The sequence below is a fragment of the Shinella sp. GW835-FHT14H05 genome (assembly GCF_058793575.1).
In genome coordinates this window covers 16,542-35,025 of the sequence record NZ_JBXAFY010000005.1, presented here as the reverse complement: position 1 = coordinate 35,025, position 18,484 = coordinate 16,542, and the positions used below count along the sequence as shown (strand labels likewise).

The following is an 18,484-nucleotide window of genomic DNA, read 5'->3' as shown; positions in this document are numbered from 1 at the left end:
TGGTTTCCGCGCTTATGATTCGGTCGCGAGGATTCCAGCCTTTCTGCACCAGTCGCGCAAGGGGGCGAGATCGGGATGGCTGAGCGCGCGCTCCAGATTGCGGAACGTTCGCGGCATGTGGCGCATATAGGCGGGCTTGCCGTCGCGCTGCATCAGGCGCACCCAGAGGCCGATAAGCTTGCAGTTGCGCTGCGCCGCCATGACATGCCAGTCGCGCAGGAACCGTTCGCGGTCGAACCCGGCGTCTTTCCCGCGCAGCGTCAGATAGTGGTCCAGCACATCATCCGCCACGCCCTCCGGCATATCGACGCGGGCATCCTGCACCAGCGAGGCGACATCATAGGCCGAGGGGCCGATCATCGCATCCTGGAAGTCGATAATGCCGACCCGGTCGGTGCCGGTCGCCTCCGGCCGCCAGATGATGTTCGGCGAATGGAAGTCGCGTAGCAGAAGATTGTGCTCCGCGGCGGAAAGGCTTTCGATCAATGCATCCCAGATCGCGATATAGTCGCGGCGTTCGTCGTCGCTTGCCGGCGTGCCGCGTTTCCAGGGCAGATACCAGTCGGTGAGCAGGCTCACCTCGATCTGCATGGCATCACGGTCGAAATCCGGCACGGTATGGACGATGCCGTCCGCCACGGGGAGGTCGCGCTCGAAAGCCTGCCCATGCATATGCGCCAGGCAGGCTGCACTTTCGCGGTAGCGCTCCGCGATCGGCACGCCGTCTTCATCCAGCACGCCCGCGCTGCCGAGGTCCTCGATCAGCAGGATGCCCTGTTCGATATCCGTCTCATGGATGGCCGGCGCGCGAAGACCTTTTTCGACGAGGGAACGCGCAATCGCGATGAAGGGCCGTACATCTTCGGCGATATGGGCGATCTGCTGGTAATATTTGCCATGGGCGAGGATCGGGCCGGGCGTATGCCGCGGCGAATCCATCAGCACGAGGCGCTTGTCGCCGGTATAGATGTGCTCGTAGGCTCGAATGGAGGCGTCGCCCGTCAGGTGGCGACGAGTCGCATTTGGGTAGCCGGCTTCGTCGAGGAATGTGCGGATCGCCAGCGAGCGTTGAATCCGGGCGAGCGCCGGTGCCGGCCCGTCGATCTCCACGTGCCGACCGTCGCCCTCGTGCACGAAGCGCAACGCGATTTCGTCCGCCGGCAATGCGCCAGATCCTTTTTCCGGCCATTCCACCAGGCAGATGCCGTCGGACAGTGCCTCGTCGAAGCCCAGCTCGTCAATCTCGGCGGCGTCCGCGATGCGGTAGAGGTCGAAATGCGCGACGGGAATGCGCAGGTCGTAGCTCTGGACCAGCGTGAAGGTCGGGCTCGGCACCTCCAGCATCGCGTCGTCGGCGATGGCGCGGATTATCGCGCGGGCAAGCGTCGATTTGCCGGCGCCGAGATCGCCGTGGAGCGCGACATAGTCGCCGCGCTTCAGCGCCAGGGCAAGATCCTCGCCGAAGCGGATGGTGGCGGCTTCGTCGGCGAGAAAGAGGTCGAGCGACATGGACCTATTCCGCGGCGGCAAACGACGTCATCGTCGCGGAAGGCAGGCGGCAGGTGACGACCGTGCCGCGGCCCTCGTGGCTGTCGATCGTGACGCTGCCATGGTGCAGGCTGACGAAGCTCTCGACGATGGAGAGGCCGAGACCGGCGCCGCCATGGCGGCCATGGCTTTCGAAGCGGTTGAACACCGTCTTCAGCACGTCCTGCGGAATGCCCGGCCCGCGATCGGAAACGGTGAAGACGAGATCGCTGCCATCGCGCCAGCATTTCAGGCCTATGGCGCTGCCGGCCGGTGCGAAATTCGCGGCATTGCTGAGCAGCTTGATGAGGATCTGCTTCAGGCGCTGCTGGTCGGCGACGATCGTGCCGAGATTGTCCGGTGCCGTGATTTCCAGCGTCACCTGCGCCTCGTGCAGGCGGTCGGCGAACTGCATCGACACGTCGTCGAGCAGGTCCGTCAGGTTGATCTCGCTATAGTCGAGCTCCATGATGCCGGCATCGACGGTGGCGAGGTCGAGAATGTCGTTGACGATGGTGAGCAGCACCGCCGAGGACGTGGCGATGTGATCGACATATTCGGACTGCCGGTCGCTGAGCTCGCCCATGCTCGGCGTCTTCAGCAGGTCGGCGAAGCCGATGATGTTGGTCAGCGGCGAGCGCAGCTCGTAGGAGACGTGCTGCACGAAATCGTTCTTCAGCGCGTCGGCCTTGCGCAGCGCGTCGTTCTTTTCCGTGAGTGCGCGGCTGACGCGCACACTGTCGGTGATGTTGACGAAGGTCAGCATCGTCTGGGCGTTGGAGAGCGGAATCACCGCGAAATCGAGCACCAGGCCGGTGCGCAGCTCCAGAACGCCCTGGCAGGAGGGCCGTTCGTCGTCGAAGCTCGTAATGATATGCGCAAAGCGCTTCCAGCCGTCCGGCTTGTCATAGGAGGGCGCGCAGGCCTGCTCGATGGCGCGGATATGCGTGCCGGATTTCGCTTCCGCCTCGCTGATGCCCCAGAGCGCCCGGAAGGCCGGGTTGGAGAGGCGGATGCGGCCATCGGGGCTGAATACGGCGACGCCCTCGGCAAGGTGGTCGATGGTCTCGTCCTGCACCTGCACCAGCGTGTTGTAGCGGGTTTCGAGATCGACCTTTTCCGTCAGGTTCTCGAAGACCCAGGTGGCGCCGCCCTGCGGACGCGCCGTCGCGAAGACGCGCAGCGTCTGGCCGTTCGGAAGGTGCCAGAGGTCGGTCTGGGTATCGATCGCGCGGTAGACGGCGAGTGCCGTGTCCTTCCACTGTTTCCAGTTCAGCTGCTCGGGCAGTTTTCCTGCCGCGCGCAGCCGGTCGAGCAGCTCGCCATTGCCGGGCTTGCGCTCCAGGAAGGCCGTCTCGATGTCCCACATGCGCTGGAAGGCCTGGTTGTAGAATTGCAGGCGCTGTTCGCCGTCGAAGATCGCAACGGGGGTGGCGAGATGGTCGAGCGTCTCGGCATGGCTCTTCAGTGTGCGCACAAGCTCTTCGCGCACGGCCTCCACATCGGAGACGTTGATGGCGATGCCGGCGGAGCCGCTGGAGCTGCGCGCATCGACGACGTCGAAGAAGCTGCGGTTGCCGCTGACGACGGTCGAGACCTTGTCGTGGAAGGGCGTGTCATAGGTGCTGGACGCACGGATCTTTTCGCGCGCGATGGTCGGCAGCAGTTCGCGTCCCTCGCGCACCGCGCTTGCCGCATCCTTCGCCTCGACGGCCTCGGCATAAGCCTCGTTCACCCAGGCGAGCGAGCCATCGGCGGCGCGCTGCCAGACGGGAAGATCGATCTGGTCGAGCAGGCCCTGCAGCGTGGTCAGCGCCTGCACCAGCCGGTCGCGTTCGAGCTTCAGCTCGGCGGCCTCGGCGCGCAGATTGTTGAGGGCGACGAAACGCACGAAGGCCTGTCCGCCGGACACGCGGCCCTGCGCCTCGATGACCTCCTCACGGCTGGTCTCGATGATGAGGTCGAAACTCTGCGCTTGCGAGCGCAGCCGCTCGACGGCGCGCTCGATCTCGACGGCGGAATTGGATTTCAGCCAGCGGCCGAAGGCGAGGAAATCACGGTCGGCCTGCGGCGCGCCGGTTTCCGCCGGCAACTGGCCGAGGAATTCCGGCTTGTCGGAAAGGCCGTCCCACACGACGATGCGGCGGTTCTTGTCGCCGATCAGCGCCTGGAGGCGGGAAACGTTGTGGCGCGAATCGGCAAGATGCGCTTTCAGCTCGCGGTTTTCCGCTTCCATGCGGCCGCGCTGGCGGATCATCCAGATGGCGGAGACCATCGCCGCCGACATCACGCCGAGCAGCATGGAAACGGTGACGATTTCCGTCGTGGCGAGGTAGGGGCCGGCGGCATAAGCCGGGCCGGCAAACGCGCTCAGCGCCGAGCCGGCAGCCAGCACGCCTGCAAGACGGCGCGCGCCGCGGGCCGTTAACCATGTTTCGATTTTGTTCGTTCCGGCAGGTGCGAGGGAATGCACCATGCCCCGTTCCGGTACGGCAAAAGCCTGCCTGGAACGGCCTCGTTTCATTTCCGACATCATCCCCGGTATGTCTCCGTCCGTTTGCCGCCTGATCGACAAGACATCCCATCCGGCGCGTAAGGTCCGCATCTTCACGCCGAATCAATTGCTTAAGGATACTTGTTTCCCGAATCGTCGGGAAGGGACGCGCCCAAAAAAGAGGCGGCGCGCCTTGTCAAGCGCGCCGCCTCTAGATGTTGTGGATAATCCGGGTAAGGATCAGTACCTGTAGTGCTCAGCCTTGAACGGGCCCGTCGTCGTCACGCCGATATAGCCGGCCTGCTCGTCGGAGAGCTCCGTGAGCTTGGCGCCGAGCTTGGCGAGGTGAAGGCGCGCGACCTTCTCGTCGAGCTGCTTCGGCAGCACGTAGACTTCATTCTGGTAGGCGTTGCCCTTGGTGAAGAGCTCGATCTGGGCCAGCACCTGGTTGGAGAAAGAGGCGGACATCACGAAGGACGGGTGGCCAGTCGCATTGCCGAGGTTGAGCAGGCGGCCTTCCGACAGCAGGATCATGCGGTTGCCCTTCGGGAACTCGATCATGTCGACCTGCGGCTTGATGTTCGTCCACTTGAAATTGCGCAGCGACGCGACCTGGATCTCATTGTCGAAGTGGCCGATATTGCCGACGATCGCCATGTCCTTCATCTCGCGCATATGCTCGACGCGGATGACGTCCTTGTTGCCGGTGGTCGTGATGAAGATGTCGGCCGAGGACACGACGTCTTCGAGCTGCACGACTTCAAAACCGTCCATGGCGGCCTGCAGCGCGCAGATCGGGTCGATTTCCGTAACTTTGACGCGGGCGCCGGCGCCCTTGAGCGAAGCAGCCGAGCCCTTGCCGACGTCGCCATAGCCGCAGACGACAGCGACCTTGCCGGCCATCATCACGTCGGTGCCGCGGCGGATGCCGTCGACGAGCGATTCCTTGCAGCCGTACTTGTTGTCGAACTTCGACTTGGTGACCGAGTCGTTGACGTTGATCGCCGGGAAGGGCAGCAGGCCCTTCTGCTGGAGCTGGTAGAGACGGTTGACGCCGGTCGTGGTCTCTTCCGTCACGCCCTGGATGGCATCGCGCTGCTTGGTGAACCAGCCGGGCGTTGCGGCAAGGCGCTTCTTGATCTGTGCGAAGAGGATTTCCTCTTCTTCCGAGCCCGGGTTGACCAGGATGTTCTCGCCGGCTTCCGCGCGGGCGCCGAGCAGGATGTACATGGTGGCGTCGCCGCCGTCGTCGAGGATCATGTTCGTGAGGCCGCCATCGGCCCACTGGAAGATCTTGTCGGTGTATTCCCAGTATTCGGTAAGGGTTTCACCCTTCACGGCATAGACCGGGATGCCGGCAGCGGCGATGGCGGCGGCGGCGTGGTCCTGCGTGGAGAAGATGTTGCACGAGGCCCAGCGCACGTCGGCGCCGAGTTCGACCAGCGTCTCGATGAGAACGGCGGTCTGGATGGTCATGTGCAGCGAGCCGGTGATGCGCGCGCCCTTGAGCGGCTTGGCGGCGCCGAACTCTTCGCGGCAGGCCATCAGGCCCGGCATTTCGGTTTCGGCGATCTGAATTTCCTTGCGGCCGAAATCGGCAAGCGCGATGTCGGCGACGTGATAGTCCTGCGTGGTGGTCATGGAGGTCTCCAGCCTTCTGAGCAATTCCAGCAAAGTGTGAGCGGCTTTGCGTTCGGAATTGCGGAAAAAGAAAATGTTCTTCGCGTGGTGGCGCTTTCCCTATCAGGAAATGGCCGCTGGAGCAACATGATATAAAGAAGTCTTTATATCCTTATATCGACGCGAATCTACATTTCCTCGCCGAACCGGTCGGCGATCAGCGCGTCGAGCGCATCGAGCACCTGCTGGGCTTCGGCGCCCGTTGCTGTCACCTGCACGCAGCAGCCGGGGCTGGCCGCCAGCATCATCAGGCCCATGATCGAGGTACCGCCGACGGTCATGCCGTCCTTGGAGACCGTCACCTCCGCGTCGAAGCCGTCGACCGTCTGGACGAATTTTGCCGAGGCGCGGGCGTGCAGGCCGCGCTTGTTGATGATGAGAAGCTCTTTCGAGACGGTCATGGACGGCGGGAAACCTTATTTGCCGCTCAGCACGCGGCTGGCCACGTTGATATATTTGCGGCCGGCCTCCGACGCGTCGATCAGCGCCTTTTCCATGTTGTTCTCGCCGCGGATGCCGGCAAGCTTGATCAGCATGGGCAGGTTGACGCCGGCGATCACCTCGATGCCCTCGCCGGTCATCACGGAAATCGCAAGGTTCGAGGGCGTGCCGCCGAACATGTCGGTGAGGATGATGACGCCATGGCCCTGGTCGGCCTTCATGACCGCTTCCAGGATGTCCTGGCGACGCTGGTCCATGTCGTCCTCGGGGCCGATACAGACGGTCTCGATCGCCTTTTGCGGACCAACGACATGTTCAAGGGCGTGCCGGAATTCCTCCGCCAGCTTGCCATGGGTGACAAGCACCAGTCCGATCATCAGCAGTCGCTCCAGTTTCCCAACTCAAACGGACGGCGAATACCGCAACGCAACAATTCCGTCCACCGTTGGGGTGGCCATCATGTCAATGAAAAGGCCAAGTGCAAGCCCAAAATGCCTGATTTCGGTTTTTGACGGGGCTTTTGCGGTCAACTTTTGAGGATTTCCGGATGCAGTGCGGTCAATGTCGCGAAGGCGGTGCAACCCGGAAAGAGCGGTAGCCGCGTCAGAGGCAGGAAGACGGACGGCAGGACCTCGGCGGTTTCCCCCTCGGGCGGCAGGCGCTCGGCAAATGGCGGCTCCAGCGGGCGGATCGCACGGGAAAGCACGGCCGCCTCGATCGTCGCTACCTTGGTGATGCCGGCGCCCCGCACTTCCGCAAGCCCGGCAATGCTGGCCGGCGCCCGGGCGACGATACGCCCGCCCGTCTGGTGGATCAGGACCTGATCGTCGCTGACGAGCGCGGCAAAGAGACCGCGGCCGCGCGCCTCTTCGATGCAGTGCAGCGCGACAGCGCTTTTGCCGGCCCCGGAAGGGCCGAGAAAGAGAAGTCCCGTCGTGCCGACGACGATGGCCGTACCGTGCACGTTGGCGGGCGGCGTCATTTCTGGTTGCCGGTCGGCAGCGACAGCGTGAAGCGTGCGCCGCCGATGGTGCCGGTCGCCTTGTCGAGGATGTTTTCGGCCTTCAGCGTGCCGCCATGGGCCTCGGCGATCTGCCGCGAGATGGAGAGGCCGAGGCCGGAATTCTGGCCGAAACCTTCGCTGGCCGGGCGGTCGGTGTAGAAGCGCTCGAAGATGCGGTCGATGTCTTCCGCCTGGATGCCGGGGCCGTTGTCCTCGATCTGGATGAGGCAGCGGTCGTTTCGGCCACGCGACAGGCGCACGACGATGCGCCCGCCGGGGTCGGGCACGAAAGACCGCGCATTCTCGATGAGGTTGGTAACGATCTGGCCGATGCGCAGCTCGTAACCGCTGATCTCGAACTTGGTCTTCGGGTTATCCTTGCGGTCGACGACGAAATCGAGGGAGACCGTCTTCTTGCGGCTGTTGACCTGACGGGTAATGTCGATGATCTCGCCGAGCAGCTTTTCGAGGTCGACGGTGCGCGCATCGCTGCGGGCAAGCTCCGCATCGAGCCGCGAGGCATCGGAAATGTCGCTGATCAGCCGGTCGAGACGGCGCACGTCATGCTGGATGATGTCGAGCAGGCGCTTCTTCGATTCGTCCGTGCGGGCGAGCGGCAGGGTTTCCACGGCGCTGCGCAGCGATGTGAGAGGGTTTTTCAGCTCGTGGCTGACATCGGCCGCAAAACTCTCGATCGCGTCGATGCGGTCGTAGAGCGCCGTCGTCATCTGGCGCAGCGCGATCGAAAGGTTGCCGATCTCGTCCTGGCGCACGGAGAAATCCGGGATTTCCTCGCGCTCCTTTGCGCCGCGCCGCACGCGGATGGCCGCCGCCGAGAGCCGGCGCAGCGGATTGGCGATGGTGCTGGAAAGAAGCAGCGACAGCGCGATGTTGACGAGGCCGGCGACGCCCGCGACGCGCATGATGGCGAGGCGCTCGGCATGCACGATCTTGTCGATGTCGCCCGCCTGCGTGGAGAGCAGCAGCACGCCGAGCACGGCGCGGAAACGCTGGACGGGCACGGCGACCGAGACGATCAGCTCGCCCTTGTCGTTGACGCGCACGACGGCGCCGCGAACGCCCGTCAGCGCGTTCATCACTTCCGGATAGATCGAGCCGTCGCCGCCGGGCGCTTCCTTGTATTGCGGCAGGTTGCTCGGCTGGAGGATGCGGTTGAACCAGACGTTCATGCGCTCGATGAGGCTGGTGCTTTCCGGCTCGACCGGCGGCAGATCGAAGCGCAGCACCTGGCCCTGCGTATAGAGGTGGCGCGAATCGAGCAGCAGGTTGGCGTCGGTATCGTAGATGCGGGCGCGGGTGCGCGTCGGCGAGATGAGCCGTCGCAGCACGGGCGCGACTCGCTCCGGATTGATCGGGAATTCGAGATCCTCATCGTTCGGCAGCGGCGTGATGCTCTGGCCGGCCTGCAGTTCCAGCAGCTTTTCCGGATCGATGGTGATCGAGTTGGTGTCGACCGAGGCCGAGGCGGAGATGGCGCCCGCGATGATCTCGCCCTGGGTCAAAAGGCTTTCGACGCGCGCGTCGATCAGGCCCTCGCGGAATTGGTTGAGATAGAGGATGCCGGCGACCAGCACCACGAGTGCGACGAGGTTGAAGAACAGGATGCGGCGCGTGAGGCTGGAAAAGACCGCATTGCCGAAGATCCGGCGCGCCAGCGTGAAGGGATGCGTCCAGCGGCGGCGCAGCGAGCGCGGCGCGGGCCGGCCCTCGACGTCTTCACCATCCCTTTCCGGCGTTGTCTGCAACAAGCGGGTCTACCTCCATGCGCACGGCACGAGGCCGCCGACCGCGGCATGCCATTGCCGCCGCGGTTCATGCAAGCGAAATCGCGCCTCAGGCGGTCTCGCGAAAACGGTAGCCGACGCCGTAGAGCGTTTCGATCATGTCGAAGTCGGTATCGACCATCTTGAACTTCTTGCGCAGCCGCTTGATGTGGCTGTCGATGGTGCGGTCGTCGACATAGACCTGCTCGTCATAGGCCGCATCCATCAGCGAATCGCGGCTCTTCACGACGCCCGGGCGCTGGGCCAGCGAATGCAGGATGAGGAATTCCGTGACGGTGAGCGTCACCGGCTCGCCCTTCCAGGTGCAGGTGTGGCGCTCCTGGTCCATGACGAGCTGGCCGCGTTCCAGCGAGCGGGCCGCGATTTCGCCGGCCTTGGCCGCGTTGCCGGTGCCACCGGAGGCGGCGGCCGCCTCGCGGCTGGACGCCCGGCGCAGGATCGCCTTGACACGCTCGACGAGCAGGCGCTGCGAGAAGGGCTTGGTGATGAAGTCGTCGGCGCCCATCTTCAGGCCGAACAGCTCGTCGATCTCCTCGTCCTTCGAGGTGAGGAAGATTACCGGGATATCCGACTTCTGGCGCAGCCGCCGCAACAGCTCCATGCCGTCCATGCGCGGCATCTTGATGTCGAAGATGGCAAGATGCGGCGGGCGGGCGAGAAGCCCGTCGAGCGCCGAGGCACCGTCCGTATAGGTCTCGACCTTGTAGCCCTCTGCCTCCAGAGCGATCGACACGGATGTCAGAATATTCCGGTCGTCGTCAACGAGTGCGATCGTCTGCATCCTGCTAGTCTCCATATTCATCGGCGCCTTTCCCGACCTCGGATCGTCTTCCTGTCCTGGATGTGATGCGCCTCCTTGGGGGTAAAGGTGGAACAAATTGTGGCAAAGATAAAGGGAGACGTTTCAGCCGCGCCGGGCGAGTCATTTTTAAATCGATTATTCAAACGATTAAAAAAGTAACATAATTCTTTAAATCGATTAAATAATTGATATCATTGCCAAATTTGCATTTTCCTCTTGTCTTTGTGACAGTCCCGAATTAGCTTCCCGGAAAATCTACACCATTCTTGTCGCCTTGGAGGAAAACTGGACCATGCAGGAACTTGGCGTTCGCAACCCCGCTCAGGGGCTCACCGCGATGGGTATCCATACTAACGGCACGGTCCGGTACAACTTTGCAGCAGAGGCTCTTTACGAAGAGGCGCTCGGCCGTGGCGAAGCTGTCAAGACCGCGCATGGGGCGCTGCGTGCGCTCACCGGCCAGCACACCGGCCGCTCGCCGAAGGACAAGTTCGTCGTGCGCGACGAAAACACCGAAGGCGCCATCTGGTGGGACAACAACAAGGCCGTGTCGCGCGCGCATTTCGACGCGCTGCATGCCGACATGCTGGCGCACGCCGCCGACCGTGATCTTTTCGTGCAGGACCTGATCGGCGGCGCCGACGCCGACTATGCGCTGCCGACCCGCGTCGTCACGGAACTCGCCTGGCATTCGCTGTTCATCCGCAACCTGCTCATCCGCCCGGAAGAGGCGGATCTCGCGGGTTTCGCACCAAAACTCACTATTATCGACCTGCCGACCTTCAAGGCCGATCCGGAGCGCCATGGTGCGCGCACGGAAACCATGATCGCCTGCGACCTGACGCGCGGCATCGTGCTGATCGCCGGCACCTTCTATGCCGGCGAGATGAAGAAGTCGGTCTTCACCGTTCTGAACTGGCTGCTGCCGTCGGAAAAGGTCATGCCGATGCACTGCTCGGCCAATGTCGGCCCGGATGGCGATGCGGCCGTGTTCTTCGGCCTGTCCGGCACCGGCAAGACGACGCTGTCGGCCGACCCGAACCGCACGCTGGTCGGCGACGACGAACATGGCTGGGGCGAAAACGGCATCTTCAACTTCGAAGGCGGCTGCTACGCCAAGACGATCCGTCTTTCGGCCGAAGCTGAGCCGGAAATCTATGCAACGACGCAACGTTTCGGCACCGTGCTCGAAAACGTCGTGCTCGACGCGAACGGTGTTCCGGACTTCAACGACGGCTCGCTGACGGAAAACACCCGTTGCGCCTATCCGCTGGACTTCATCCCGAATGCCAGCGACACCGGCCGCGCGCCGCACCCGAAGACGATCATCATGCTGACGGCCGATGCCTTCGGCGTGATGCCGCCGATCGCGAAGCTGACGCCCGATCAGGCCATGTACCACTTCCTCTCCGGCTACACCGCCAAGGTCGCCGGCACAGAGCGGGGCGTGACCGAGCCGGAAGCGACCTTCTCGACCTGCTTCGGCGCCCCCTTCATGCCGCGTCACCCGACGGTCTACGGCAACCTCCTGAAGGAACTGATCGCCGAACACGGCGTCGATTGCTGGCTGGTCAACACCGGCTGGACCGGCGGTGCTTACGGCGAAGGCCGTCGCATGCCGATCAAGGCGACCCGCACGCTGCTGGCGAGCGCGCTCGACGGCTCGCTGAAGGACGCGCTGTTCCGTCGTGATGACAATTTCGGCTTCCAGGTGCCCGTCTCGGTGCCGGGTGTGGACACGAAGATCCTCGACCCGCGCTCGACCTGGGCAAACGGCGCCGCCTATGACAAGCAGGCCCAGAAACTCGTCGACATGTTCATCGCGAACTTCGAAAAGTTCGAAAACCATGTGGACGGCGGCGTGCGTGACGCGGCGCCTGGCCTGAAGATCGCGGCCGAATAAGGTTTTTTGCGATGATTCACGTGAAACCCGGTCCTCGCGGCCGGGTTTTTCGTTGTGCGCGCCGGCTTCCCGTTTTCCCGATCGCCCGCTAAAACGGCGTGGAAAGGAACATCCATGGCCAGCGACCCCCTCTATATCAAAAGCTCCATTACGATTGCCGGTTGGGAGCTGACCGAACAGTTCGTGCTGGCCGGCGGTCCGGGCGGCCAGAACGTCAACAAGGTCTCGACGGCGGTGCAGCTGTTCTTCGACCTGCGCAACTCGCCGTCGCTGGACGACCGGGTGAAGGCGAATGCCGAAAAGCTCGCCGGCCGCCGGCTTTCCAAGGAGGGCGTGCTGCTGATTGAGGCGAACCGCTTTCGCAGCCAGGAGCGCAACCGCGAGGATGCGCGCGAGCGGCTGAAGGAGCTGATCCTGAAAGCCGCCGAACCGCCGCCGCCGGTGCGCCGGAAAACCAAGCCGACGAAGGGTTCGGTGGAACGCCGGCTCAAGGAAAAATCGGGCCGTTCCGACGTAAAACGCAATCGGGCGAAGCCTGGCGGCGAATGATTGCCGCAACTTGGCCGTTTATGAATGAGAGTGAAACGAAACCTTTCCTTCGCGGAAAGGCTCTGCTTTAGTTCAAAAAAACAGACCAAAAAAATCGGGAGGTAGTCATGGGTCTCTTCAGCTTTATCAAGAACGCCGGCAAGAAGCTCGGCATCGGCGACGACGAAGCGCCGGAAGCGAGTGCGGTCAAGAAGGAGCTCGATTCCTTCGATCTCGGCACGCAGAAGGTCGAAGTCTCCGTCGAGGGCGACAAATGTGTGCTGAAGGGCGTGGTCGCCGACCAGACGGCCTTCGAAAAGGCGGTCATCGCCGTCGGCAACACGCTGGGGATTTCCAAGGTCGAAGCCGCCGATCTCAAGGTCGTGCCGGCCGATTCCGGCCTGAAGCTCGAAAAAATCGACCTGGCGGAACTCCTGAAGGTCTCCGCGCCCGCCAATGACCCGACCCTGCACACGGTCAAGAAGGGCGACAACCTCTGGAAGATCGCCGAGGCCTATTACGGCAAGGGCAAGGGCGCCAAGCACACCCTGATCTTCGACGCCAACCGTCCTATGCTCTCCCATCCGGACAAGATCTATCCCGGCCAGGTGCTTCGCATTCCGGACCTGGCGGAAGCGTGAGCCGCATTCGGCACGAGATTCGCCATGGCTGAGCGTGGCCTCGCCCCGGGGCTACGCTATTTCCCCGACCATTTCGATCGCCCGGCGCAGGAGGCGCTTGTCGCGGCCATAAGAGAGGTCGTGGCGGAGGCGCCGCTCTTCGTGCCGCGCATGCCGAAAACCGGCAAGCCGATGTCGGTGCGCATGACCAATTGCGGCCCGCTCGGCTGGGTGACCGACAAGGACAACGGCTACCGCTACCAGCCGACCCATCCCGAGACCGGCCGCCCCTGGCCCGCCATTCCCGATGCGCTTCTCGCCTTGTGGGAGGTGGTTTCCGGCTTTGAAAAGCCGCCGGAAGCCTGCCTCGTCAACTTCTACGATCCCGATGCCAAGATGGGGCTGCACCAAGACCGCGACGAAAGCGAATTCGGCGCGCCCGTTGTGTCCGTATCGCTGGGGGATCAGTGCCTGTTTCGCGTCGGCGGCGTTTCACGCAGCGATCCGACGCGGTCCTTCCGGCTGTCGAGTGGCGACGTCTTCGTCTTCGGCGGCGAGAGCCGGCTGATCTTTCATGGCGTCGACCGCATCTATCCCGGCACGTCGACGCTGTTGAAGAAGGACGGGCGCATCAACCTGACGCTTCGCCGCGTCAATCCGTAACCTTGGCCGTAAGCCGGCTCACAATTTGCGCAACGCCACCGTTTCGATGAGGTGGTTCTCGCCCTTCTGCAGGATCAGGTCGGCGCGCGGGCGCGTCGGCAGGATGTTCTGGTGCAGGTTCTTCAGGTTGATATTGTGCCAGAGGCCTTCCGCGATCGCCAGCGCAGCCGTCTCGCTGATCGTCGCGTAGCGGTGGAAGTAGGAATCCGGATTCTTGAAGGCGGTGTCGCGCAGCCGCATGAAACGGTCCACGTACCAGGTGTGGATCAGGCTCTCTTCCGCGTCGATATAGATCGAGAAATCGAAGAAGTCGGAGACCATCGGCACGATCTTGCCGTCGGCCGGCAGGTTGCGCGACTGGAGGACGTTGATGCCCTCGAAGATCAGGATATCCGGCCGGTCGATGGTGCGGAAGGCGTTCGGCAGCACGTCATAGGTCAGGTGCGAATAGGTCGGCGCCTTGACGTTCGGCTTGCCGGCCTTGATCGCCGAGAGGAAGCGCAGAAGCGCGCCGATGTCGTAGCTCTCCGGAAAGCCCTTGCGGTCCATCATGTCTTCGCGCTGGAGCACGGCGTTCGGATAGAGGAAACCGTCGGTCGTCACGAGGTCGACCTTCGGGCTCGACGGCCAGCGGGCGAGCAGTTCCATCAGGATACGCGCCGTGGTCGACTTTCCGACCGCGACCGAGCCCGCAATGCCGATGACGTAAGGCGTCTTCGCCTCGTCGGAGAGGCTGAGGAAACGCTTGCGCTGCTCGAACAGCATCTGCGAGGATTCGACATGGGCCGAGAGCAGGCGCGACAGCGAAAGATAGATGCGCCGCACCTCGTCGAGGTCGATCGGGTCGTTCAGCGAGCGCAGCCGCTGCACCTCGTCGCCCGTCAGCGTCAAAGGCGTGTCGGCCCGGAAATGCGCCCATTCGTCTGCCGAGAAGAAGCGGTAGGGAGAATAGTCGCGGTTGCCGAAATCGTCCGGAATATCCGCCTGGTCCTTGTCGCGCGCTGCCTGGATCATCAACTTTTCCGGCTGGCCTTCTCCACTAGGCCGGACTGGCTTGTACGCCGTTCCAGCTCCCCCATGACATCTTGTAGCGCCACGCCACCGATTTTCAATACGACCATCAGATGATAGAGCAAATCGGCCGTTTCGCTCGTCAAGGCGGCCTTTTCGCCCTCGATTGCGGCGATGACGGTCTCGACGGCCTCTTCACCGAGCTTTTTTGCCGCTTTTGCCTGCCCGGCCGCAACGAGCTTTGCCGTCCAGGATACGCTCGGATCGGCCTGCGAGCGGGCATCCACGATGCGCTCCAGATCGGCAAGGGAAAAATCGGTCATCGCTCTCTCCTCAGTCGAGCCGCATGGCAATGCCATGCTCCGCCATGTAGCGCTTGGCTTCGCCGACGGTATAGGTGCCGAAGTGGAAGATGGAGGCGGCGAGCACCGCCGTCGCATGGCCGTCGCGCACGCCTTCGACAAGGTGGTCGAGATTGCCGACGCCGCCCGACGCGATGACCGGCACCGAAACCCGGTCGGCAATGGTGCGGGTCAGCGCGATGTCATATCCGCCCTTCTGGCCGTCGCGGTCCATCGAGGTCAGCAGCAATTCGCCGGCGCCGCGCTCCACCATCTTTTCGGCAAAGGCGACGGCATCGATGCCGGTCGGCTTGCGGCCGCCATGGGTGAAGATTTCCCAGCGGTCCTCTTCGCCCTCGGCCGACACCTTCTTCGAATCGATCGACACGACGATGCACTGGTTGCCGAACTTGTCGGCGGCTTCGGCGACGAAATCCGGATTGGCGACGGCAGCCGAATTGATCGAGACCTTGTCGGCACCCGCGAGCAGCAGCTTGCGGATATCGGCGACCGCGCGCACGCCGCCACCGACGGTGAGCGGCATGAAGCAGTGTTCCGCCGTGCGCGCCACGACGTCGAAGATCGTGTCGCGGTTGTCGGCCGACGCGGTGATGTCGAGGAAGCAGAGTTCGTCGGCACCGGCCGCATCATAGGCCTTGGCCGATTCGACCGGATCGCCGGCATCGACCAGGTTGACGAAGCTGACGCCCTTGACGACACGGCCGTCCTTGACGTCGAGGCAGGGGATGACGCGGGCTTTGAGGGTCATGCGGCACCTCCCCGGATCACGGCGAGCGCTTCGGCCGGGTCGATCCGGCCGTCATAGAGCGCACGACCGGAGATCGCGCCTTCCAGCTTGCGGGCATCCGGCGCGACGAGGCGGCGGATGTCGTCCATCGAGGCAAGGCCGCCGGAGGCGATGACGGGAATGGAGACGGCATCGGCGAGTTCCAGCGTCGAGGCCCAGTTGATGCCGGCGAGAATGCCGTCGCGGTCGATGTCCGTGTAGATGATCGCGGCGACGCCGGCGCCCTCGAATTTCTTCGCGAGTTCGATCACGCCGAGTTCGGAGGCTTCCGCCCAGCCCTCGACGGCGACCTTGCCGCCCTTGGCATCGATGCCGACGGCGACCTTGCCGGGAAACTGCTTGCAGGCCTCGATCACAAGCGCCGGATCGCGCACCGCGACGGTGCCGAGGATGACGCGGGAAAGACCGCGCGACAGCCAGCTCTCGATATGATCGAGCGTGCGGATGCCGCCGCCGAGCTGCACCGGGTTCTTCGTTGCCTTGAGGATCGCGTCGACGGCCGAACCGTTGACGCTTTCCCCGGCGAAGGCGCCGTTGAGATCGACGACGTGCAGCCATTCAAAACCCTGGTCCTCGAAGGCTTTCGCCTGGGCGGCCGGGTCGGGATTGTAGACGGTGGCCTGGTCCATGTCGCCGAGCTTGAGGCGCACGCACTGGCCGTCTTTCAGGTCGATGGCGGGAAAGAGGATCATGTTACGGCTTCCAGCGCAGGAAATTGGTGATGAGGGCGAGGCCGAGCGTCTGGCTCTTTTCCGGATGGAACTGCGCACCGGCCTTGTTGCCGTTGGCGACGAAGGCGGTCATCGGGCCGCCGTAGTCGACGGTCGCGACCACGTCGTCCGGGTTTTCCGCGGCGAGATGGTAGGAGTGCACGAAATAGGCGTGCAGTTTCTCCGGTATGCCGTCGAACAGCGGGTGCGCACGCTTGCGGTCGAGTGTGTTCCAGCCGATCTGCGGGATCTTCAGGCTCGCATCGTCCGGCGTCATCAGCACGACGTCGCCCTTGATCCAGCCCAAGCCCTCGGTCGTCGTCTTTTCCAGGCCGCGCGAGGACATGAGCTGCATGCCGACGCACACGCCGAGGAACGGACGCGCCTTCGCCTCGACCGTCTCGCGCAAAGCCTCCACCATGCCGGGCACGGCATCGAGGCCGCGGCGGCAATCGGCATAGGCGCCGACGCCGGGCAGCACGATGCGGTCGGCGCTGGCGACGCGCTCCGCTTTGTCGGTCAGGTCGATCTCGGCGTCGATGCCGGCCTCGCGGGCGGCGCGTTCGAAGGCCTTGGTGGCCGAGCGCAGGTTGCCCGAGCCGTAGTCGATGATTGCAACGCGCATGTCAGCGTCCTTCCCCGAAACCGACCAGGCCAAGCATAGGAGCGTGCCGGCGCGTGGAGGTTTCCGATGCCGGCAGGGAAACGGTGTGACGTGTCTCCGGTTCGCCTGCCTTGATGTCCATGTAGTAGATCTCTTCCGCCGTTGCACGGTCGTCGGCCGATATGACGGCATCGACCGTCCAGCCCGCCCGCCTGAGACCGGCGACGATCATCGTGGGGCCTTCAAGCGCCACGAGAAGACTGGTCGCAAGGCAAATCCCGACGCCGGCAAAGCCGAAGACGGCATGCTCAGAGAGGACTGAACCCAGCGACTGTATGGCGAAGACAAGGGCTGCGGCCAGCCAAGCACGATGCCACAGCAGCCAGATGTACGGTAAAAAGAACGCGATCCACGAAAAATGATCACGGATGATCCGGGCGTTTTCGTCCTGGGATTTCGCACCCGGCGGTATCAGAAAGAGGAACGTGGCCATCGACAGGCCTCCAGATAAGCCGTGGTTAGGCCAGCGAACCCTTCGTCGAGGGAACGCGGCCTGCCTGGCGGGGATCGATCTCGGTCGCGGTGCGCAGCACACGCGCGACGGCTTTGAAGCACGTCTCCGAGATATGATGGTTGTTGGCGCCGTAGATGTTCTGGATATGCAGCGTGATGCCGGCATGCTGGGCGAGCGCGTTGAAGAATTCGCGCACCAGCTCGGTGTCGAAGGTGCCAATCTTCGGCGCGGAGAAAGCGACGTTCCAGACGAGGAAGGGGCGGCCGGAAACATCCACCGCGGCGCGCGTCATCGTCTCGTCCATGGCGAGATCCAGCGAGGCGTAGCGCGTGATGCCACGACGGTCGCCGAGTGCCTTGGCGATGGCCTGGCCGATGGCGATGCCGGTGTCTTCCACGGTGTGGTGATCGTCGACATGCAGGTCGCCCTCGGTCTTGATCTCCATGTCGATCAGCGAATGGCGCGACAGCTGGTCCAGCATATGATCGAAGAAGCCGACGCCCGTCGAAATGGTCGATGCGCCGGTGCCGTCGATGTTGACGGCGACCGATACGGAGGTCTCGTTCGTCTTGCGCGAAACGCTGGCGGTGCGGCTCATTGCAGTCTCCGGTAATTTTACCGCCGCTCCTTAACAGGGCTCTTCATAAAACGCCAGTCTGCTGAGGCTTTCGGGAGGCAGGCCAAAAGCGCTCTGCCGGTTGCCCGGCAGGCGGTATAGGCCCTGAAAGAACGAAGCCGGCTTTCGCCGGCACCATTCACTTCTTTTTTGTCGAGCTTTCGCTGTTCTTGACCTGCGAACCCAGCGTCGGCGCGGCCTTTTCGACGGCCTTGTCCTTCTTGGGTTTTCGGGTTTCCTTGTTGCTGCGGACCTGACCTTTGGCCATTGCCGTTTTCCTCCAGTTGATGGGAGACCATAACCCACGCATCGTGGAGAGAAATCAAGGCCTTTTTTGAGCCGTACAATCCCTGATCGACGGCGCTGCGCAAACCGACGCGGCGCCACGTTTGCAATTGCGCAAACGCCGCTTAC

Annotated in this window: 20 protein-coding genes; 4 read left to right on the top strand and 16 right to left on the bottom strand. The window is 63.4% G+C overall.

Annotated features, from left to right (window positions below; genetic code table 11):
* Nucleotides 1-12: 12 nt before the first annotated feature.
* The 8 genes from tsaE to AC1Q6Z_RS16905 form a co-directional block, all read right to left on the bottom strand.
* Nucleotides 13-1,509 carry a tRNA (adenosine(37)-N6)-threonylcarbamoyltransferase complex ATPase subunit type 1 TsaE gene (gene tsaE / locus AC1Q6Z_RS16940; protein WP_492648639.1) on the bottom strand — a complete coding sequence of 499 codons (1,497 nt, stop codon included), beginning with the start codon at nt 1,507-1,509 and terminating at the stop codon, nt 13-15.
* A gap of 4 nt (nt 1,510-1,513) precedes the next feature.
* Complete coding sequence (locus AC1Q6Z_RS16935; protein ID WP_492648638.1) at nt 1,514-4,003, bottom strand: sensor histidine kinase; 2,490 nt, start codon at nt 4,001-4,003, stop codon at nt 1,514-1,516.
* A gap of 258 nt (nt 4,004-4,261) precedes the next feature.
* Nucleotides 4,262-5,662, bottom strand: a complete 1,401-nt coding sequence (gene ahcY / locus AC1Q6Z_RS16930; RefSeq protein WP_256120423.1) for an adenosylhomocysteinase — start codon at nt 5,660-5,662, stop codon at nt 4,262-4,264.
* Nucleotides 5,663-5,829: 167 nt separating this feature from the next.
* The gene (locus AC1Q6Z_RS16925; protein ID WP_256120422.1) at nt 5,830-6,102 is read right to left on the bottom strand and encodes an HPr family phosphocarrier protein; all 273 of its coding nucleotides are present in this window, start codon (nt 6,100-6,102) and stop codon (nt 5,830-5,832) included.
* Between the two features lie 15 nt (nt 6,103-6,117).
* Nucleotides 6,118-6,519 carry a PTS sugar transporter subunit IIA gene (locus tag AC1Q6Z_RS16920; protein ID WP_256120421.1) on the bottom strand — a complete coding sequence of 134 codons (402 nt, stop codon included), beginning with the start codon at nt 6,517-6,519 and terminating at the stop codon, nt 6,118-6,120.
* A 149-nt stretch (nt 6,520-6,668) separates the two neighbouring features.
* Nucleotides 6,669-7,124 (bottom strand): HPr kinase/phosphorylase, encoded by a 456-nt coding sequence (locus tag AC1Q6Z_RS16915; RefSeq protein ID WP_256120420.1) that lies wholly within the window; start codon nt 7,122-7,124, stop codon nt 6,669-6,671.
* Complete coding sequence (locus tag AC1Q6Z_RS16910; protein WP_435268999.1) at nt 7,121-8,911, bottom strand: stimulus-sensing domain-containing protein; 1,791 nt, start codon at nt 8,909-8,911, stop codon at nt 7,121-7,123. Before AC1Q6Z_RS16910 ends, AC1Q6Z_RS16915 begins: the two co-directional genes overlap by 4 nt.
* 88 nt (nt 8,912-8,999) lie before the next feature.
* Complete coding sequence (locus AC1Q6Z_RS16905) at nt 9,000-9,731, bottom strand: response regulator transcription factor (protein WP_256120419.1); 732 nt, start codon at nt 9,729-9,731, stop codon at nt 9,000-9,002.
* A 313-nt stretch (nt 9,732-10,044) separates the two neighbouring features.
* On the opposite strand from AC1Q6Z_RS16905, the gene AC1Q6Z_RS16900 reads away from it, so the two are divergent.
* From AC1Q6Z_RS16900 to AC1Q6Z_RS16885, 4 genes are all read left to right on the top strand, one after another.
* A complete protein-coding gene (locus AC1Q6Z_RS16900; RefSeq protein ID WP_492648637.1) occupies nt 10,045-11,655 on the top strand; it encodes a phosphoenolpyruvate carboxykinase in 1,611 nt (536 codons plus the stop codon).
* Nucleotides 11,656-11,769: 114 nt separating this feature from the next.
* The gene (gene arfB / locus AC1Q6Z_RS16895; RefSeq protein WP_256120417.1) at nt 11,770-12,204 is read left to right on the top strand and encodes an alternative ribosome rescue aminoacyl-tRNA hydrolase ArfB; all 435 of its coding nucleotides are present in this window, start codon (nt 11,770-11,772) and stop codon (nt 12,202-12,204) included.
* A gap of 107 nt (nt 12,205-12,311) precedes the next feature.
* Nucleotides 12,312-12,824 carry a peptidoglycan-binding protein LysM gene (gene lysM / locus AC1Q6Z_RS16890; protein ID WP_256120416.1) on the top strand — a complete coding sequence of 171 codons (513 nt, stop codon included), beginning with the start codon at nt 12,312-12,314 and terminating at the stop codon, nt 12,822-12,824.
* 24 nt (nt 12,825-12,848) lie between these two features.
* Nucleotides 12,849-13,466: an alpha-ketoglutarate-dependent dioxygenase AlkB family protein gene (locus AC1Q6Z_RS16885; protein WP_492648636.1), complete on the top strand. Its 618-nt coding sequence runs from the start codon at nt 12,849-12,851 to the stop codon at nt 13,464-13,466.
* Nucleotides 13,467-13,484: 18 nt separating this feature from the next.
* Here the strand turns inward: AC1Q6Z_RS16885 and coaA are convergent, their stop codons facing one another.
* The 8 genes from coaA to AC1Q6Z_RS16845 form a co-directional block, all read right to left on the bottom strand.
* Entirely contained in the window at nt 13,485-14,480 is a 996-nt protein-coding gene (gene coaA / locus AC1Q6Z_RS16880) for a type I pantothenate kinase (RefSeq protein ID WP_256120414.1), read from the bottom strand.
* A complete protein-coding gene (locus tag AC1Q6Z_RS16875) occupies nt 14,480-14,800 on the bottom strand; it encodes a phosphoribosyl-ATP diphosphatase (RefSeq protein WP_492648635.1) in 321 nt (106 codons plus the stop codon). Before AC1Q6Z_RS16875 ends, coaA begins: the two co-directional genes overlap by 1 nt.
* Nucleotides 14,801-14,810: 10 nt before the next feature.
* Complete coding sequence (gene hisF / locus AC1Q6Z_RS16870; protein WP_319323646.1) at nt 14,811-15,587, bottom strand: imidazole glycerol phosphate synthase subunit HisF; 777 nt, start codon at nt 15,585-15,587, stop codon at nt 14,811-14,813.
* Nucleotides 15,584-16,318, bottom strand: coding sequence for a 1-(5-phosphoribosyl)-5-[(5-phosphoribosylamino)methylideneamino]imidazole-4-carboxamide isomerase (hisA, locus tag AC1Q6Z_RS16865; RefSeq protein ID WP_439618639.1), 735 nt, complete (start codon nt 16,316-16,318; stop codon nt 15,584-15,586). The genes hisF and hisA overlap by 4 nt, the downstream gene beginning before the upstream one ends.
* A gap of 1 nt (nt 16,319) precedes the next feature.
* The gene (gene hisH / locus AC1Q6Z_RS16860; RefSeq protein WP_256120410.1) at nt 16,320-16,961 is read right to left on the bottom strand and encodes an imidazole glycerol phosphate synthase subunit HisH; all 642 of its coding nucleotides are present in this window, start codon (nt 16,959-16,961) and stop codon (nt 16,320-16,322) included.
* A gap of 1 nt (nt 16,962) precedes the next feature.
* Nucleotides 16,963-17,433 carry a DUF2628 domain-containing protein gene (locus tag AC1Q6Z_RS16855; protein WP_435268928.1) on the bottom strand — a complete coding sequence of 157 codons (471 nt, stop codon included), beginning with the start codon at nt 17,431-17,433 and terminating at the stop codon, nt 16,963-16,965.
* Nucleotides 17,434-17,458: 25 nt separating this feature from the next.
* Entirely contained in the window at nt 17,459-18,052 is a 594-nt protein-coding gene (gene hisB / locus AC1Q6Z_RS16850) for an imidazoleglycerol-phosphate dehydratase HisB (RefSeq protein ID WP_256120408.1), read from the bottom strand.
* 157 nt (nt 18,053-18,209) lie between these two features.
* On the bottom strand, nt 18,210-18,338 hold the full coding sequence (locus AC1Q6Z_RS16845; RefSeq protein WP_256120407.1) for a hypothetical protein: 129 nt from the start codon (nt 18,336-18,338) through the stop codon (nt 18,210-18,212).
* Nucleotides 18,339-18,484 lie beyond the last annotated feature (146 nt).

Bases quoted from the DNA above. Each gene is read 5' to 3' on its own strand.
- tsaE (WP_492648639.1), bottom strand. From the start codon at position 1,509: ATGTCGCTCGACCTCTTTCTCGCCGACGAAGCCGCCACCATCCGCTTC.
- AC1Q6Z_RS16885 (WP_492648636.1), top strand. From the start codon at position 12,849: ATGGCTGAGCGTGGCCTCGCCCCGGGGCTACGCTATTTCCCCGACCAT.
- AC1Q6Z_RS16920 (WP_256120421.1), bottom strand. From the start codon at position 6,519: ATGATCGGACTGGTGCTTGTCACCCATGGCAAGCTGGCGGAGGAATTC.
- AC1Q6Z_RS16935 (WP_492648638.1), bottom strand. From the start codon at position 4,003: ATGGTGCATTCCCTCGCACCTGCCGGAACGAACAAAATCGAAACATGG.
- AC1Q6Z_RS16925 (WP_256120422.1), bottom strand. From the start codon at position 6,102: ATGACCGTCTCGAAAGAGCTTCTCATCATCAACAAGCGCGGCCTGCAC.
- AC1Q6Z_RS16915 (WP_256120420.1), bottom strand. From the start codon at position 7,124: ATGACGCCGCCCGCCAACGTGCACGGTACGGCCATCGTCGTCGGCACG.
- hisF (WP_319323646.1), bottom strand. From the start codon at position 15,587: ATGACCCTCAAAGCCCGCGTCATCCCCTGCCTCGACGTCAAGGACGGC.
- hisB (WP_256120408.1), bottom strand. From the start codon at position 18,052: ATGAGCCGCACCGCCAGCGTTTCGCGCAAGACGAACGAGACCTCCGTA.
- ahcY (WP_256120423.1), bottom strand. From the start codon at position 5,662: ATGACCACCACGCAGGACTATCACGTCGCCGACATCGCGCTTGCCGAT.
- arfB (WP_256120417.1), top strand. From the start codon at position 11,770: ATGGCCAGCGACCCCCTCTATATCAAAAGCTCCATTACGATTGCCGGT.
- hisH (WP_256120410.1), bottom strand. From the start codon at position 16,961: ATGCGCGTTGCAATCATCGACTACGGCTCGGGCAACCTGCGCTCGGCC.
- AC1Q6Z_RS16875 (WP_492648635.1), bottom strand. From the start codon at position 14,800: ATGACCGATTTTTCCCTTGCCGATCTGGAGCGCATCGTGGATGCCCGC.
- AC1Q6Z_RS16900 (WP_492648637.1), top strand. From the start codon at position 10,045: ATGCAGGAACTTGGCGTTCGCAACCCCGCTCAGGGGCTCACCGCGATG.
- lysM (WP_256120416.1), top strand. From the start codon at position 12,312: ATGGGTCTCTTCAGCTTTATCAAGAACGCCGGCAAGAAGCTCGGCATC.
- AC1Q6Z_RS16845 (WP_256120407.1), bottom strand. From the start codon at position 18,338: ATGGCCAAAGGTCAGGTCCGCAGCAACAAGGAAACCCGAAAACCCAAG.
- AC1Q6Z_RS16905 (WP_256120419.1), bottom strand. From the start codon at position 9,731: ATGCAGACGATCGCACTCGTTGACGACGACCGGAATATTCTGACATCC.
- coaA (WP_256120414.1), bottom strand. From the start codon at position 14,480: ATGATCCAGGCAGCGCGCGACAAGGACCAGGCGGATATTCCGGACGAT.
- hisA (WP_439618639.1), bottom strand. From the start codon at position 16,318: ATGATCCTCTTTCCCGCCATCGACCTGAAAGACGGCCAGTGCGTGCGC.
- AC1Q6Z_RS16855 (WP_435268928.1), bottom strand. From the start codon at position 17,433: ATGGCCACGTTCCTCTTTCTGATACCGCCGGGTGCGAAATCCCAGGAC.